This is a genomic window from Corynebacterium sp. MSK122 (genome assembly GCF_030229435.2).
Lineage (GTDB): Bacteria > Actinomycetota > Actinomycetes > Mycobacteriales > Mycobacteriaceae > Corynebacterium > Corynebacterium marquesiae.
Genome location: NZ_JASPHV020000022.1, coordinates 23,253 through 38,261 on the forward strand (window position 1 = coordinate 23,253; position 15,009 = coordinate 38,261).

Consider the following 15,009-nt stretch of genomic DNA (forward strand, 5'->3'; position numbering starts at 1 on the left):
TCAAGTTGGATTTATTTAACAATTTTCCACCCTTTCCATACCTACTAATACCTGTCGTATTATTGGGGATTTATGTCACGGGGTTGATTTGATTGTGTTCGGAATAACATATTATTAGATTAGTCACATACAACGATTCGCTCGTTGGATACACCCTCGCACCACGTTTCCTGCTTAACCGCGCACGGAGAATCTCTATGACTAAATATCTGATCAAAAAGACCTTGGGCTGGTTACTCATGATCTTTTTGGCTACCAACCTCGCCTATCTCTTGGCGGCCAGCTTCCTGGACCCACGGTCCAACTACACTGGCCGACGCCCACCACTTTCGCCGGAGGAAATCAATAGCCTCCTCGAGCCCTATAACCTCAGCCCCGATACCCCGCTGGTACAACGCTGGTGGACCTGGCTAACCAATATCCTCACCAAATGGGACTGGGGCCAATCCCCGGTAGGCGAGGTGGTGAATTCAGAAATTAGCTACCGCATCTGGGTTTCCGCCCAGCTGCTTTTACTTTCCACCATTTTGTCCATTCTCATCGGCGTGGCTGTGGGCGTCTACACCGCTTCGCGCCAGTACAAAACTGGTGACCGCATCTGGCAGGGCATTTCCATCATTGCGATGAATACCCACGTGGTCGTGGCGTCCATCGCCGTGGTGTGGGGTGCGCTCAAGATCAACGAGCTCAGCGGCAAGAAGATTTTCTACGTCGTCGGCTCCCATTCGCTAGACGTGGAAGGTTTCTTTCCCAAGCTGGTGGACTCCGCACAGCACTTGATTCTTCCCACCATTTCATTGGTTTTCATTAGCTACGCCAGCTATCACATGACCCAGCGCACCTTGCTGCTGGATAACTTGGATGCGGACTATGTGCGCACCGCCCGCGCTAAGGGCTTGACCCGCCAACAGGCGATTCGCAAGCACGCACTGCGCACCTCCATCATCCCGGTGGCAACCTCGGTGGCCTTTTCCATTCCGGGCATCTTCACCGGTGCGGTGATGACCGAGCGCATCTTTGGCTGGAACGGTATGGGCCAGTACTTCATCGAGACCATTAGCAAGAACGACGTCAACGGTGCAGCGGCTGTCGCTGCCTTTGGCGCCGCCATGACGGCCATCTCCGCTGTCTTGGCGGACTTGGTTGTCGTCGCGCTTGATCCACGAGTGAGGGTGAGTTAAATGACCCCATCTAAAGACCGCAACTATTTCAAGCAGGAACCCCGCGGGGAAATCACCGCACACAGCGAGGTCGCTACGGGAGACCCCTTCTCCCCCGCCGAGGCCGAGCAGGTAGCCACCCTGGAGCAGATGCCCCGTGGCACCTCGCGCTACAAGCTGTACCTGCGCCGCTTCTTCCGCAATAAGCTGGCCACCTTGGGCCTTATAATCTTGGCTTTCTTGGTCCTTGCGGCGCTTTTTGGCGGCTTCTTTGCCAAGTGGGACTACACCGAACCAGACTTCCTTGCGCTGTCAGAGCCGCCGAGCCCCGAGCACTGGTTTGGCACGAATGATACCGGCAATGACCTCTATGCCCAGACCATTCACGGCTTGGGGAGGTCACTGACCATCGCCATCGTGGTGTCACTGGCCACCTTGGTCATCTCCGCGTTCATCGGATCCGCTGCAGCCTTGTGGGGAGGCATCGCCGAAAAGGCGGTGCTGGCCGTCATTCACTTCCTGCTGTCCATCCCTACCTTCCTACTCATCGCACTGGTAGTGGCGGATTCCGGCGGCGACTGGAAGCTACTTATTGTCGTACTCATCCTCTTTGGCTGGATGTACCAGGCCCGCGTGATTTGGTCGCTGGCGCTTACGGTGCGCGAGCAAGACTACGTCCGCGCGGCGAGCTACATGGGCGTGTCCAAGCTGCGCACCATCGTGCGCCACGTCATTCCCAATATTGGTTCACTACTCATCATCCAGTTCGTCTTCGGCGTGGTGGGCACCGTGGGCTCAGAGACGGCCCTGTCCTTCCTGGGGCTGGGCGTCAAGCTTCCCGACGTCTCGCTCGGCACCCTCCTGCAGGGCGGCACCGCCGCCGTGCAATCTTCCCCATGGCTGTTCTACTTCCCTGCCGCAACCCTGACCTTGCTCACCGTGTCCATGGCTTTCATTGGCGATGGCCTGCGCGATGCGCTCGACCCCAACTCGAATTCCGGAGGTAAAGCATGACCTCGCCCGTCTTATCCGTCAAAGACCTGCGCGTAAACTTCCCGTCCGAAGCCGGATCCGTCTCCGCGGTCCGTGGCGTGGATTTTGATCTCTACCCTGGCCGCACGCTCGGTATCGTGGGTGAATCCGGTTCCGGCAAATCCGTGACCTCCATGTCCATCATGGGGCTCCTGCCGGACTACGCGAAGATCACCGGGTCCGTAAAGTTCGACGGCCGCGAGCTGCTCGGTCTCAGCGACAAGCAGATGTCCGAGATCCGTGGCAACGGCATTGGCATGATCTTCCAAGATCCGCTCTCCGCGCTCACCCCGGTCTTCGATATTGGATCGCAGTTGGTGGAGGCAATTCAGGCTCATAGGGACGTCGGCAAGAAGCAGGCCCTCAAAGAGGCCACGGAGTTGCTCGACCTCGTGGGCATCCCCGATCCGCACCTGCGCCTGAAGTCCTTCCCGCACGAGTTCTCGGGCGGCATGCGCCAGCGCGTGGTCATTGCCATCGCGATTGCCAATAATCCGCGCGTGCTCATCGCCGATGAGCCTACGACCGCACTGGATGTAACCATTCAGGCGCAGATTCTGGACGTCATTAAGCTCGCTCAGCGCGAAACCGGCGCCGCCACCATCATGATTACCCACGACATGGGGGTGGTGGCCGAAACGGCCGATGATGTCATGGTCATGTACGCCGGCCGCCCCGTGGAGCGCGGCGATGTGGATACCATCTTCTCCCAGCCCCGCATGCCCTATACCGTAGGCCTGCTCGGCTCTACGCCGCGCCCAGATGTATCGGCCGAAGAACCGCTCACACCTATCGTGGGCAGCCCGCCGGTGCTGGTGGACCTCAAGCAGCGCTGCCAGTTTGCCCCGCGCTGCCCTGTGGCGCAGCCCGCCTGCTCCGACGGCGAGCCGCCGCTTATCGCGCTTGACGACGCCCCCTCGCACCAGAGTGCCTGCCTGCGCGCGCCCGACATCCACGATCGCAAAATCGGCGGCGAGCTCATGTTCACACCACCGCAGCTCGCGGAGGACGTCATGGCCGGCATCCCCCGCGAGGAGCGTCCCACTACCTTGGAGGTCACGGACCTGCGCAAGGAATTCCCACTTACCAAGGGCGCGCTGGTCAAGCGCCGCGTGGGCACGGTCAAGGCAGTGGACGGCCTCACCTTTGATATTCGCAAGGGCGAATGCATGGCCATCGTGGGCGAGTCTGGCTGCGGTAAGACCACCACCCTGCTAGAAATCATGGACTTAAAGCCCGAAAACGGCGCAGTCGTGCTCAACGGGAAGGACGCGGCCGGGATGAGCAATTCCGAGCGCCGCGAGGCCCGCAAGGACATCCAAATTGTCTTCCAAGACCCGATGAGCTCCCTCAACCCGCGCCTGACCGTGCGCGAGGTCATCGCCGAACCGCTCAACTCCCTGGGCTACGACGGCGACGTGGACGCCCGCGTGAACGAGCTCATGGGACTTGTCGGCTTGGACTCCTCCCAGCTGGATCGCTTCCCCAGCCACTTTTCCGGCGGGCAACGCCAGCGCATCGGCCTCGCCCGCGCGCTGGCCACGAACCCTTCGGTTTTGGTCTTGGATGAGCCCGTCTCCGCGCTCGACGTCTCCATCCAGGCCGGCGTCATCAACCTACTCGAGGATCTCAAACGAAAGCTGGGCCTATCCTACCTTTTCGTCGCCCATGACCTGTCCGTGGTGCGCCACCTTTCAGACAGGGTGGCCGTCATGTACAAGGGTCAGTTTGTGGAGTCCGGTCCGACCGATGACATTTTTGAAAACCCTCAAGCGGACTACACCAAGAAGCTCCTGGATGCCATTCCGATTCCGGATCCGGAAGTTGCCCGCAGGCGACGCAGCCCCGGTCCAGCGCAAGCCTCACCAATTTCGCAAAAGTGACCTTACGCACACACCTTCTTATATATAGTTATTCTCACAACTGAAGTGCTGCGGCGGCTTCCCCTGCTACCGCAACCTTCACTTTCCTCTCACTCAAGGAGAAACCCCACCATGAAAAAGTTCACCCGCTTCCGGATTGCTACCGTAGCTACCCTCTCCGCCGCGGCACTCGCCCTCACCGGCTGCGCCGCCAACTCGGACGGCGACTCCTCCAAGGCAGTCGGCGGCCTCGACATCGAGGTTAATCCGGCTGGCGACTACAACGAAAAGTCCCGCGACGAGCTCAAGGACGACGGCGAGCTCACCCTCGCCCTCAACGAACTCACCGAGCAACAAAATACTTTCCACGCCAACATGACCACCGATACCCGCACGGTATGGGGTTGGTATAACCCACAGCTGGCGCTATACGACGGTGAGGGAAACTACACCCCAAACCCCGACTACATCGATGATGTCAAGGAAGATAAGAAGGGCGAGAACACCGTCGTCACCTTCAAGGTCCACAAGGATGCCACCTTCAACGATGGCACGCCTATTGACTGGAAGGCCTTTGAAAATACCTGGCGCTTCAACAACGGCAAGGATGAAGACGTCCAGGTAAACGCCACCGATGGATTTGAGCGCATTACCTCCGTGGAAAAGGGCGCTACCGACAAGGACGTCGTTGTTACCTTCGACGGCCCCTACCCGTGGTGGCAGGGCCTCTTCAACGAGCTTCTCCACCCCGCCATCGACAGCCCAGAAAAATTCGACAAGGCATATCTAGGCAAGCTGAACCCGCAATACGGTGCCGGCCCATTCAAGGTAGAAAACGTAGATTTCAAGGGCGGCACCCTCACCCTCGTGCCCAACGAAAAGTGGTGGGGCGATAAACCGAAGCTAAAGAAGGTCAGCTACCGCGTCATGGAATCCCAGGCCACAATCAACGCCTTCCAAGCCGGCGAAATTGACGCCGCCGGTGTGGCCGATAAGAACAGCCTCACCATTGCCGGCGAGATGGGTGATGCCATCGACATCCGTGCCGCACTGCGTCCCGCCAACGTCATCTTCACCCTCAATTCCAAGGCACCACAGCTCAAGGACGAGGACGTACGCCACGCTGTCTTCTCCGCCATCGACCGCGATCAATTGGCCGAAATCCGCTATAACGGCCTGGGCTACGAAGAGGAGATGCCGGGCTCCCTTACCCTCTACTCCACCCAGGAGGGCTACAAGGACAACATCAAGGACGTCATCGAATTCGATCCTGAGCAGTCCAAGAAGCTGCTAGAGGACGCCGGCTACCAGCAAGGCGATGATGGTATCTACGCTAAAGACGGCGAGAAGCTCTCCCTGCGCTATATCCTCATCGGCGACGATGAAGTGTCGAAGTCCCTTGCCGCAGCGGTACAAAAGATGCTGAAGGACGTCGGCGTTGACCTCAAGATTGAAGAGCGCCCTTCGTCCGAGTTTTCCAAGGTAACCTCGGAGCGAGATTTCGACCTATTCCTTTCCGCATTTACCTCCTCTGACCCGTTTGGCGTCGCCTACTTTGGCCAGACCTACGCCAGCGATTCCACACTGAACATGTCGAGCACCGGCACCAAGGAATTCGATAAGAAGATTGAGGAGCTGCAGAACCTGCCGACCAAGGACGAGCAGATTGACCGCGTCAATGAACTCGAGTCGGAGGCCTTTGGCCACTACGGCATCCTTCCCTTTGCCAACGGCCCACAGATGGTCGGCGTGAAGAAGGGCCTAGCCAACTATGGCGCCAACGGCTTCGCCATCCTCCCCAAGGAAGATATCGGCTGGGAGAAGTAGAAGCACTAAAAGCCCCTAGCGCAATACGCTAAAGCCTCCCGCGGCCTCCCCAACAGGCGACGCCGCGGGAGGCTTCATTTTGCCCGTAAAGTCCACGCATGCGGCATCAACTACAAGCGGCTGCTCCGCGCGCAGCTTCGGTGGCCAGAGAGCAAAAAATCCGCCCCACCCGAAGGTGGAGCGGACTTTTTAAAGCTCTACTGAGCCGTTACGGGGTATCGATTACTCGATAACCTTGGTAACGCGGCCAGCGCCGACGGTGCGGGAGCCCTCGCGGATAGCGAAGCGCAGGCCCTCGTCCATAGCGACCGGCTGGATGAGCTCAACGGACATCTCAACGTTGTCGCCAGGCATAACCATCTCGGTGCCCTCTGGCAGGTGAACAACACCGGTAACGTCCGTGGTACGGAAGTAGAACTGCGGACGGTAGTTGTTCATGAACGGGGTGTGGCGGCCGCCCTCTTCCTTCTTCAGGACGTAGACGGAACCCTCGAACTTGGTGTGCGGGGTGTAAGCGCCCGGCTTGATAACAACCTGGCCACGCTCAACGTCCTCACGCTTGGTACCACGCAGAAGCAGACCACAGTTGTCGCCAGCCTCGGTGTAGTCCATCATCTTGCGGAACATCTCGATACCGGTAACGGTGGTGGTCTGGGACTTCTCCTGGATACCGATGATCTCAACGTCCTCGTTGACGTTCAGACGGCCACGCTCAACACGGCCGGTAACAACGGTACCACGGCCGGTAATGGTGAAGATGTCCTCGATAGGCATCAGGAACGGCTGGTCGGTAGCGCGCTCCGGATCCGGGATGGAGTTGTCGCAGGCTTCCATCAGGTCAACGACGGACTGTACCCACTTGTCATCGCCCTCGAGAGCCTTCAGAGCGGAGATGTGAACGATAGGAGCTTCCTCATCGTAGTCCTGCTCTGCGAGCAGCTCACGGATCTCCATCTCAACGAGCTCGATGATTTCCTCATCATCAACCATGTCGCACTTGTTCAGCGCAACGAGGATGTAAGGAACGCCAACCTGGCGAGCGAGCAGAACGTGCTCGCGGGTCTGCGGCATCGGGCCATCGGTTGCAGCAACAACCAGGATAGCGCCGTCCATCTGAGCAGCGCCGGTAATCATGTTCTTGATGTAGTCGGCGTGGCCCGGAGCGTCAACGTGTGCGTAGTGGCGCTTCGGGGTGGAGTACTCAACGTGGGAGATGTTGATGGTAATACCGCGCTCCTTCTCCTCAGGAGCCTTGTCGATCATGTCGAACGCGAATGCCTCGTTCTCCTCAGGGTACTGGTCAGCCAGAACCTTGGTGATCGCTGCGGTGGTGGTGGTCTTGCCGTGGTCGACGTGTCCGATGGTGCCGATGTTCACATGCGGCTTCGTACGCTCGAACTTCTCCTTTGCCACTGTATGTCCTCCTGGACTATATGGTGGCTACGACCTTCGCAGCCACGTGGTTGACAGTTGTCATTGGCACCCGACCCACAGTATGTGGGGCAAAGCGCTAATGACGCTTTCTTTACGTGCCAGTTACACGATCCTAGATTTATGTCGCGGTTTTTTCAAACCGCCGTTATAGGAGGTAACCCCGCGAAAAATCGCGGCCATTTCCCTCGACAAGAATCTTTTTAAAGGATCCTGGGAGGGTAACGGCCGGCTCAATTCACAACTTAGAAGCCTAAGCTGCAAACTCAGCCCGCCGCTACCCTGGCCCAGTTGTCCCGCCCCGCGGCGGGTCTGGCATCTACTGGCGAAGAGTACCAGCCCGACTAAACGCGGAGGAGACGGGGCTAGCGCTTAGTTGGCGCCGCCGGTGCGCTCCTCGATGATCTCCTGTGCCACGGAGGAAGGAACCTCTGCGTAGGAATCGAAGACCATGGTAAAGTTTGCGCGGCCTGCGGTGGAAGAACGCAGGTCACCGATGTAACCGAACATCTCGGACAGCGGCACCTTAGCCTTAACGACCTTCGCACCGGAGCGGTCTTCCATAGCGAAGACCTGGCCACGGCGGGAGGAGATGTCACCGTTAACGGTACCCATGTACTCCTCAGGGGTAACAACCTCAACAGCCATCATCGGCTCGAGTAGAACCGGCTTAGCCTTGGCCATTGCTTCCTTGAAGACCTGGGAGCCGGCCAGCTTGAAGGCCATCTCGGAGGAGTCGACGTCGTGGTAAGCGCCGTCTTCCAGGGTGGCCTTGATGTTGACCATCGGGAAGCCTGCCAGGTAGCCGTACTGCATAGCGTCCTGGATACCAGCGTCGACGGAAGGAATGTATTCCTTCGGAACGCGGCCACCGGTAACGGCATTCTCGAATGCGTAGGTTGCGGACTCGCCCTCTTCCAGGGTCTCTGGGTCCGGGTTGTACGGCTCGATGGTGCAGATAACCTTTGCGAACTGGCCGGAACCACCGGTCTGCTTCTTGTGAGTGTATTCCATGGACTCAACCTTCTTGCGGATGGTCTCACGGTATGCAACTTGCGGGTTACCGATGTTTGCCTCGACCTTGAACTCGCGCTTCATGCGGTCAACCAGAACGTCGAGGTGGAGCTCGCCCATGCCGCCGATAACGGTCTGGCCGGTCTCTTCATCCAGCTCAACGGTGAAGGTTGGGTCCTCAGCAGCAAGCTTCTGAATGGCGTTACCCAGCTTCTCCTGGTCAGCCTTGGTCTTCGGCTCGATGGAAACCTTGATAACCGGATCCGGGAAGTCCATGGACTCGAGGATGATCTGGTCATCCTTGTCACACAGGGTGTCACCGGTGGTGGTCTCCTTCAGGCCAACAACTGCGTAGATGTTGCCGGCGTCTGCCTGCTCAACAGGGTTCTCCTTGTTGGCGTGCATCTGGAAGAGCTTACCGATGCGCTCCTTCTTGCCCTTGGTGGAGTTCATAACCTCGGTACCCGGGGTGACCTGGCCGGAGTACACGCGGATGAAGTTCAGCTGGCCGAAGAACGGGTGAGCTGCAATCTTGAAGGACAGCGCGGAGAAGGAAGACTCCACGGAAGGCTTACGGGTGAGCTGCTTGTCCTCGTTGCCGACCTCGTGGCCGATAACCTCGCCAACGTCTAGCGGGTTAGGCAGGAAGTCAACAACAGCGTCCAGCAGCGGCTGCACGCCCTTGTTGCGGTAAGCAGTACCGCAGTAAACCGGGTAAACCTCGGAATTGATGGTCAACTTACGGATGCCGGCCTTGAGCTCGTCAATGGTCAGCTCCTCGCCGCCGAAGTACTTCTCCATGAGCTCTTCGTCGGACTCAGCAACGGTCTCAACCAGCTTCTCGCGGTACTCTGCAGCCTTGTCCTTGAGGTCCTCAGGGATCTCCTCGTAAGTAGGCTCAGCACCGGTCTCGACCTTGCCGCGCCAGGTGATTGCCTGCATGTTCAGCAGGTCGACAACACCGTCGAAGTCATCCTCAGCGCCGATAGGCAGCTGCATAACCAACGGCTTGGCACCCAGGCGGTCAATGATGGTCTGAACGGTGAAGTAAAAGTCTGCGCCCAGCTTGTCCATCTTGTTGACGAAGCAGATACGCGGAACGTCATACTTAGCAGCCTGACGCCACACCTGCTCGGACTGCGGCTCAACGCCTTCCTTACCGTCGAAAACGGCGACGGCACCATCAAGAACACGGAGGGAACGCTCAACCTCAACAGTGAAGTCAACGTGACCCGGGGTGTCGATGATGTTGATCTGGTTGTTGTTCCAGAAGCAGGTCACGGCAGCGGAGGTAATGGTGATGCCGCGTTCCTTCTCCTGTGCCATCCAGTCAGTGGTGGAAGCACCGTCGTGGGTCTCGCCCACCTTACGGTTGATACCGGTATAGAAGAGAATACGCTCGGTGGTGGTCGTCTTACCAGCATCGATGTGGGCCATGATGCCGATGTTGCGGACCTTGTTCAGGTCCTTAAGCACTTCTTGTGCCACGTTTATACCCCAACTTAATAGTCGTCGACGCCGTGACCAGGTTTCTGGCTATGACGCCTGCATGGATAAGGTCATGTATATTTTTGCCACTATTTGGCCGTCCTCGGAGCAGCCTGCCCCGAGACTTCCATCGCTTCAGTGTACTGGACACTCCACGATGCCGCTGGACTGGGCAGGGATACCGCTCAGAGATCACACCCATTAGGGCAAAAAATGGCCCAAGCAAGAGATATGGAGTTTTGTGTTGCCGCGGCGGGAAAACTGCCGACAGCCAGCGCGAAACTTGTTTCTCGTTGCTTGGGCCATTGATGTGGGTGCTGAAATTACCAGCGGTAGTGGGCGAAGGCGCGGTTGGCCTCTGCCATCTTGTGAGTATCCTCACGACGCTTGACGGAAGCGCCGAGGCCGTTGGAGGCATCCAGGATCTCGTTTGCGAGACGCTCGATCATGGAGTTCTCGCGACGCTGGCGGGTGAAGGTCACCATCCAGCGCAGTGCCAGGGTGTTAGCGCGGTCAGGGCGCACCTCAACCGGCACCTGGTAGGTTGCGCCACCGACACGGCGGGAGCGAACCTCGAGGTCTGGGCGGATATTGCCCAGTGCCTTCTCCAGGGTGCCAACCGGATCGGTACCGGTCTTCTCGCGGCAAGCCTCGAGAGCGCCGTAGACGATGCGCTCTGCGGTGGACTTCTTGCCGTCCTGGAGGATCTTGTTGACGAGCATGGTGACCTGCTCGGAGTTGTATACCGGGTCCTTGACTACAGGACGCTTCGGAGCAGCATTCTTACGCATTGTTTATTACTGTCCCTTCTTTGCGCCGTAACGGGAACGTGCCTGCTTACGGTCCTTGACACCCTGGGTATCCAGAGCGCCGCGGATGATCTTGTAACGAACACCAGGAAGGTCCTTCACACGGCCGCCGCGAACGAGGACCATGGAGTGCTCCTGCAGGTTGTGGCCCTCGCCCGGAATGTAGGCGGAAACCTCAATACCGGTGGTCAGGCGAACACGAGCAACCTTACGCAGTGCGGAATTCGGCTTCTTAGGAGTGGTGGTGTACACGCGGGTGCACACACCGCGACGCTGCGGGGAACCCTTCAGCGCAGCGGTGGAAACCTCTTTACGCTTATCGTGGCGGCCCTTGCGGACCAGCTGCTGAATAGTTGGCATTTAACAGTCTTTCTGTCGAATCGCACCACTACCAAGGAAAAGAACCAAACATGCAAAAATGGGCGCTCTTTCCCGGGGCGCTGCCGCATGTCCAGAACTCTTTCCAAGGTCGGTGCCTTGTTTAGGATCAGACTCTTCACCGCGCGCCGTCATGGCACGCATAGTGAACTGAGGTTTAGAGTACCAAACCGACCGCGCTTTATACAAAACGCGATCGGCGGCTTCCTCCTGCTAGGACCATTCCCAGACCAGGTCCGCCTCAGCGGCCTTTGTGGCAAAGTAGTCCTTTTCCTGTTCTTCCCACGTTTCAAACCACGGCTCGTAGCCAGGCTCACGGGCGATGGCGCGTTCGCGGCGTTGGTTCCGGGGGCCGTCGATAAGCACGCTTACTACCGCTCCCCTCTCCTTGGCCGCGGCAATATTGGCGGCGGTTACCGAGCCCACGCCCTCCACGATGAGATCATCGCGCACATCCAAGCTGGCCCAGTCCCCTGGGGCGCCTGCTTCCCAATCCCAGCGCCAGTAGCCGGGGTTCATGGTGCGCAATACTTGCTCGGCCACCATATCCGAGCCCTTATCCAGGCCATGCCAGCCGGGGTAAAACTCATCGAGGTGCACTACCCGCCAATTGGTGCGCTCGGCCAGTGCGGCGGAGGTCCAGGTTTTGCCGGCGCCCGAGGGGCCGTCGATAAGCACGGTTACCGGCTTGAAGGCACGCTTTCTAGCTGCCGCCAGCGTGACAATATCCTCTAAAAGGCGCTCTTGTTGGCTATCAAAGTCCATGGTCGCTCAATCACTGCTTTCGCGGTTTATAGGCCGAAGAATCTCCAGGCCCCAGTGAGTACCGAAACTACCACCGGTACGAAAGCGAAGACAGTACCTAAGGCCATAATCCACCCATCGCGGGCCCGCAGCCGGGACTCGCGCGCCCATGTGCGCTTCCCGCCGCTCGGCGGGGTGCGCCCAAATCCGCGCGCCTCCATAGCCGTCGCCAGCTTGCCCCCGCGGCGCAGCGCGATAACCAAAAGCCCAAAGGACATGGTGAGCAGATGCTTCAGCTTGCCGACGTCCGTCAGTCCCCTCGCCCTGCGCGCCATACCCAATGACTGCCAGTCGGACTGGAAGAGCGTCATCATGCGCACGCCGGCGACCGCACCAACAACAAAGCGCGAGGGCAGCTTGAGGATCTGCGAGAGCGCATCGCCCAACTCCGTCGGATCAATATCGCGAGCCAAGACCACCATGGGTAAGGCCACGGCAAACACACGCAGCGTGATAGCAATCGCGAGGGTCAGCGAGTTCTGTGTTACCGCGATGAGCCACCAGCTCAAGTACTGCCTGCCACCAGGCTCGCCATATAGCAGCATCGAGATGCCAGAAATCGGCGCTATAAGAAAGAGGAACCAACCGGCCTTAAAAAGCCGCACCCATGACACCCCGCACAGCGGTGCGAGGATCAGGGTAAGCGCCAGCGATACCGCGGCCGAGACCCAGTCAATAGATCCCAATAGAGGGGTAACCCAGATAAACATCAAAAAGATGCGGCTAAGCGGGTTAGCCCCGCGCAAAAGATTAGGCACCGGACACCTCCACTCGGCAATCGCCCAAGGCCTGGATGAAAAGCGGGTCATGGGTGATAGAGGCGATAGTGGTGCCGTCATCTGCCAATTGCCGCAGCAAGCGCACCAGCTCCACAAACGTTTGGGGGTCTTGCCCAAAGGTGGGCTCATCCAACAGCAATACCGACGGCGCGGTCACCAAGGCAGTGGCCACTGACAGGCGCCGTTTCTCGCCGCCCGAGAGTGTAAACGGGTTGGCCTCCAAGAGATGTTGCAGCCGCAGTGATTCCACCAACTGCGCGATCCTTTCCTCCGGCGGGTCAACGCGCATTACCTTGGGCGCAACGCGCAGCTCCTCGGCCACCGTGCGGGCGACGAATTGATGCTCCGGATTCTGGAAGACAAAGCCAATGCGGTCCGCCAGTTCGCGTGATTTCCAGCGCAGCGGCGACCCCTTGACCCCGCGACGCACGAAATCGGCCACCCCAATCTCACCGGATTTTGCCGGCAGCAACCCGGCCATGGTCATCAACCAGGTGGACTTACCCGCGCCATTCGGCCCGGTAATGACCGTGGAGGCTCCCGCCGGCAGCGCAATCGTGCGCGGCGGACCATAGCGGGTGACGAGGTCGGTGCTCCACAGCGCGGCTTCGCGCTGCGCAAGCTCGGCCTCGCCAAGGCGTCGCGCCTGCGGCAGGCCGGAGACCTGGCGGCGCTTAGCCACCTCCGCGAAGGAAGTATCAGCCACGATGCGCCCGCGGTCCAGCTCCACTGCGCGGTCGAGCACCCCGTCCCACGCCGCGTGCTGGTGCTCTACCACCACGAGCGTCGCGCCGGTTTCTTCCACCAGCCTCGCCACGGCGCGCACCACATCGCGTGCGCCGGTGGGGTCAAGGTTGGCCGTGGGTTCATCGAGAAGTACCACGCCCGCCCCCATAGCGATGACGCCGGCGAGCGCCAAGCGCTGCTTCTGCCCACCGGAGAGCCGCTCGGTGGGAAAATCCAGGTCCACGAAAGGCCCAACCAGTTCCTTGGCTGCGGCCACACGGCGCCAGATTTCCTCGCGCGGATACGCCAGGTTCTCGCAGCCGAAAGCAATGTCATCGCCAACACGCGCGGAGATCACTTGCGAGTCTGGATCCTGAAGCACCAGCCCTACTGGGATGGTACGTCCGGGCTCCTCCACCATGCCGGTGGAATCTTCTAAGAGAATTTCACCAGTGCGGGTTCCTTCCTCATCGGAACCCAGCACTCCGGCCATCGCCGCAAGAAGGGTAGACTTGCCCGACCCGGAGTCACCGGACAGCAACACCCGCTCGCCTGGCTCAATGAGCAAGTCAATATCGGCCAAAGCCGGCTGCTTTCGCCCTGCATGGGTCCACCCAAAGCCACGGGCGGTTATCTTGGTGGCATTTCCCGCCAGCGTTGAAAAATCGGACACCGAAACAACACGCCCTAAGCGCGCTGTTCACGGCCTGCGGCAAAGCGATCCAAGGCACCGGTCTTAGCCAACGCCTTGACCACAAAGTAGCCCAGCGCACCGGACAAAATAGCACCGGAGACGCTCAACGTAGCCAGGTAGATAACCTTGAACTCGAAGCTACGTGCCAGGTTGCCGGAAAGAAATAGCTCCAAAACGAATGCACCCCAACCGGCAGCCATGCCGGCCAAGATAGATACTCCCAGACCAAACTTACGATAGAGGAAAATGGCCAGGATGATCTCCACACCAATGCCCTGCGCGAGGCCGGAGTACAGGGTGCTAATGCCCCACTGGGAGCCCAGCACCGCAGAAACAGTTGCCGCCAGGACCTCAACATAGATGGCCGCCCCCGGCTTGCGAATAATCAGGCCGCCCAGCACTCCACCGATAAGCCAAATACCCGTAGCAATGCCTCCTAGGCCCGGGGTCACGGCGTCCATGGCCTCAAACCAGGCATAGCCCACTGCATTCCACCCCAAGAACACAAAGCCACAAGCCACGCCTAAAACGGACGCCACCACAATATCGACCACGCGCCAATTCAGGCTGCGCTTCGGGGCAGCAGACGCACGTGTAGTGGTAGTCATAATTTCCTCCCTCTCGCCGGCATTATCCGGATCAGGTTCAACGGTTCGCCACAACTTCTGTGGCATCTCAGCCTGACACAGCTGCAAAACAGAGCAGCGCGCAAGCACCCGTGAAGTGTGCAATTTTCAACGACTTAGGCCGCACTCCTTTAAAGGTGTCTGGCCAAAAGCTGCATTCATACTAGCAAAGCAGTCTAGCGATGCTCCCTATCCATCGAAACAGCCCCGCCTTCCTATCGTTGAACTGCTCCCCATTAGTTGGACTGAGAGATTAGTTTCCGATTAATGGGGAGTAGTTTTCATTGAGAGCTCGAAGTTTGGTGAGTGAGCATCAGCGGGAGCAGTTGGTTGAACTATTTGAGCAAGGCATGGGCTATCGTGCCGCTGCTACTGCTCT

The 15,009-nt window shown here is 58.9% G+C and carries 12 protein-coding genes and 1 riboswitch; of the genes, 4 read left to right on the plus strand and 8 right to left on the minus strand.

All coding sequences use genetic code 11. The annotated features are described in order from the left end of the window. Nucleotides 1-197 precede the first annotated feature (197 nt). The 4 genes from QP934_RS09365 to QP934_RS09380 all read left to right on the plus strand — a co-directional run bounded on the left by QP934_RS09365 (nt 198) and on the right by QP934_RS09380 (nt 5,881). A complete protein-coding gene (locus QP934_RS09365) occupies nt 198-1,181 on the plus strand; it encodes an ABC transporter permease (RefSeq protein ID WP_023020541.1) in 984 nt (327 codons plus the stop codon). Continuing rightward, on the plus strand, nt 1,182-2,174 hold the full coding sequence (locus QP934_RS09370) for an ABC transporter permease (RefSeq protein ID WP_419127386.1): 993 nt from the start codon (nt 1,182-1,184) through the stop codon (nt 2,172-2,174). Continuing rightward, entirely contained in the window at nt 2,171-4,075 is a 1,905-nt protein-coding gene (locus tag QP934_RS09375) for an ABC transporter ATP-binding protein (RefSeq protein ID WP_337888104.1), read from the plus strand. The genes QP934_RS09370 and QP934_RS09375 overlap by 4 nt, the downstream gene beginning before the upstream one ends. 111 nt (nt 4,076-4,186) lie before the next feature. Further along, entirely contained in the window at nt 4,187-5,881 is a 1,695-nt protein-coding gene (locus tag QP934_RS09380; RefSeq protein ID WP_419127387.1) for an ABC transporter family substrate-binding protein, read from the plus strand. 222 nt (nt 5,882-6,103) lie between these two features. Here the strand turns inward: QP934_RS09380 and tuf are convergent, their stop codons facing one another. The 8 genes from tuf to QP934_RS09420 form a co-directional block, all read right to left on the minus strand. After that, nucleotides 6,104-7,294: an elongation factor Tu gene (gene tuf, locus QP934_RS09385; protein ID WP_337888995.1), complete on the minus strand. Its 1,191-nt coding sequence runs from the start codon at nt 7,292-7,294 to the stop codon at nt 6,104-6,106. Between the two features lie 390 nt (nt 7,295-7,684). Next, nucleotides 7,685-9,814: an elongation factor G gene (fusA, locus tag QP934_RS09390; RefSeq protein ID WP_419127388.1), complete on the minus strand. Its 2,130-nt coding sequence runs from the start codon at nt 9,812-9,814 to the stop codon at nt 7,685-7,687. A gap of 323 nt (nt 9,815-10,137) precedes the next feature. After that, nucleotides 10,138-10,605, minus strand: a complete 468-nt coding sequence (gene rpsG, locus QP934_RS09395; protein ID WP_005322865.1) for a 30S ribosomal protein S7 — start codon at nt 10,603-10,605, stop codon at nt 10,138-10,140. A 6-nt stretch (nt 10,606-10,611) separates the two neighbouring features. Further along, nucleotides 10,612-10,983 carry a 30S ribosomal protein S12 gene (rpsL, locus tag QP934_RS09400; RefSeq protein ID WP_005322866.1) on the minus strand — a complete coding sequence of 124 codons (372 nt, stop codon included), beginning with the start codon at nt 10,981-10,983 and terminating at the stop codon, nt 10,612-10,614. Nucleotides 10,984-11,214: 231 nt separating this feature from the next. Further along, nucleotides 11,215-11,766 (minus strand): hypothetical protein, encoded by a 552-nt coding sequence (locus QP934_RS09405; RefSeq protein ID WP_340419024.1) that lies wholly within the window; start codon nt 11,764-11,766, stop codon nt 11,215-11,217. 26 nt (nt 11,767-11,792) lie between these two features. Further along, complete coding sequence (locus QP934_RS09410) at nt 11,793-12,563, minus strand: energy-coupling factor transporter transmembrane component T family protein (protein WP_419127389.1); 771 nt, start codon at nt 12,561-12,563, stop codon at nt 11,793-11,795. After that, nucleotides 12,556-13,983 (minus strand): ABC transporter ATP-binding protein, encoded by a 1,428-nt coding sequence (locus QP934_RS09415; RefSeq protein WP_419127390.1) that lies wholly within the window; start codon nt 13,981-13,983, stop codon nt 12,556-12,558. Before QP934_RS09415 ends, QP934_RS09410 begins: the two co-directional genes overlap by 8 nt. Nucleotides 13,984-13,997: 14 nt before the next feature. Beyond that, nucleotides 13,998-14,612, minus strand: coding sequence for an ECF transporter S component (locus tag QP934_RS09420; protein WP_337888991.1), 615 nt, complete (start codon nt 14,610-14,612; stop codon nt 13,998-14,000). Next, nucleotides 14,603-14,734, minus strand: a riboswitch (TPP riboswitch). Its footprint overlaps the gene before it by 10 nt. Between the last annotated feature and the right edge of the window lie 275 nt (nt 14,735-15,009).

Coding starts and splice junctions, on each gene's coding strand:
- rpsG (WP_005322865.1), bottom strand. CDS start 10,605: ATGCGTAAGAATGCTGCTCCGAAGCGTCCTGTAGTCAAGGACCCGGTA.
- QP934_RS09405 (WP_340419024.1), bottom strand. CDS start 11,766: ATGGACTTTGATAGCCAACAAGAGCGCCTTTTAGAGGATATTGTCACG.
- rpsL (WP_005322866.1), bottom strand. CDS start 10,983: ATGCCAACTATTCAGCAGCTGGTCCGCAAGGGCCGCCACGATAAGCGT.
- QP934_RS09380 (WP_419127387.1), top strand. CDS start 4,187: ATGAAAAAGTTCACCCGCTTCCGGATTGCTACCGTAGCTACCCTCTCC.
- QP934_RS09420 (WP_337888991.1), bottom strand. CDS start 14,612: ATGACTACCACTACACGTGCGTCTGCTGCCCCGAAGCGCAGCCTGAAT.
- QP934_RS09375 (WP_337888104.1), top strand. CDS start 2,171: ATGACCTCGCCCGTCTTATCCGTCAAAGACCTGCGCGTAAACTTCCCG.
- QP934_RS09365 (WP_023020541.1), top strand. CDS start 198: ATGACTAAATATCTGATCAAAAAGACCTTGGGCTGGTTACTCATGATC.
- QP934_RS09370 (WP_419127386.1), top strand. CDS start 1,182: ATGACCCCATCTAAAGACCGCAACTATTTCAAGCAGGAACCCCGCGGG.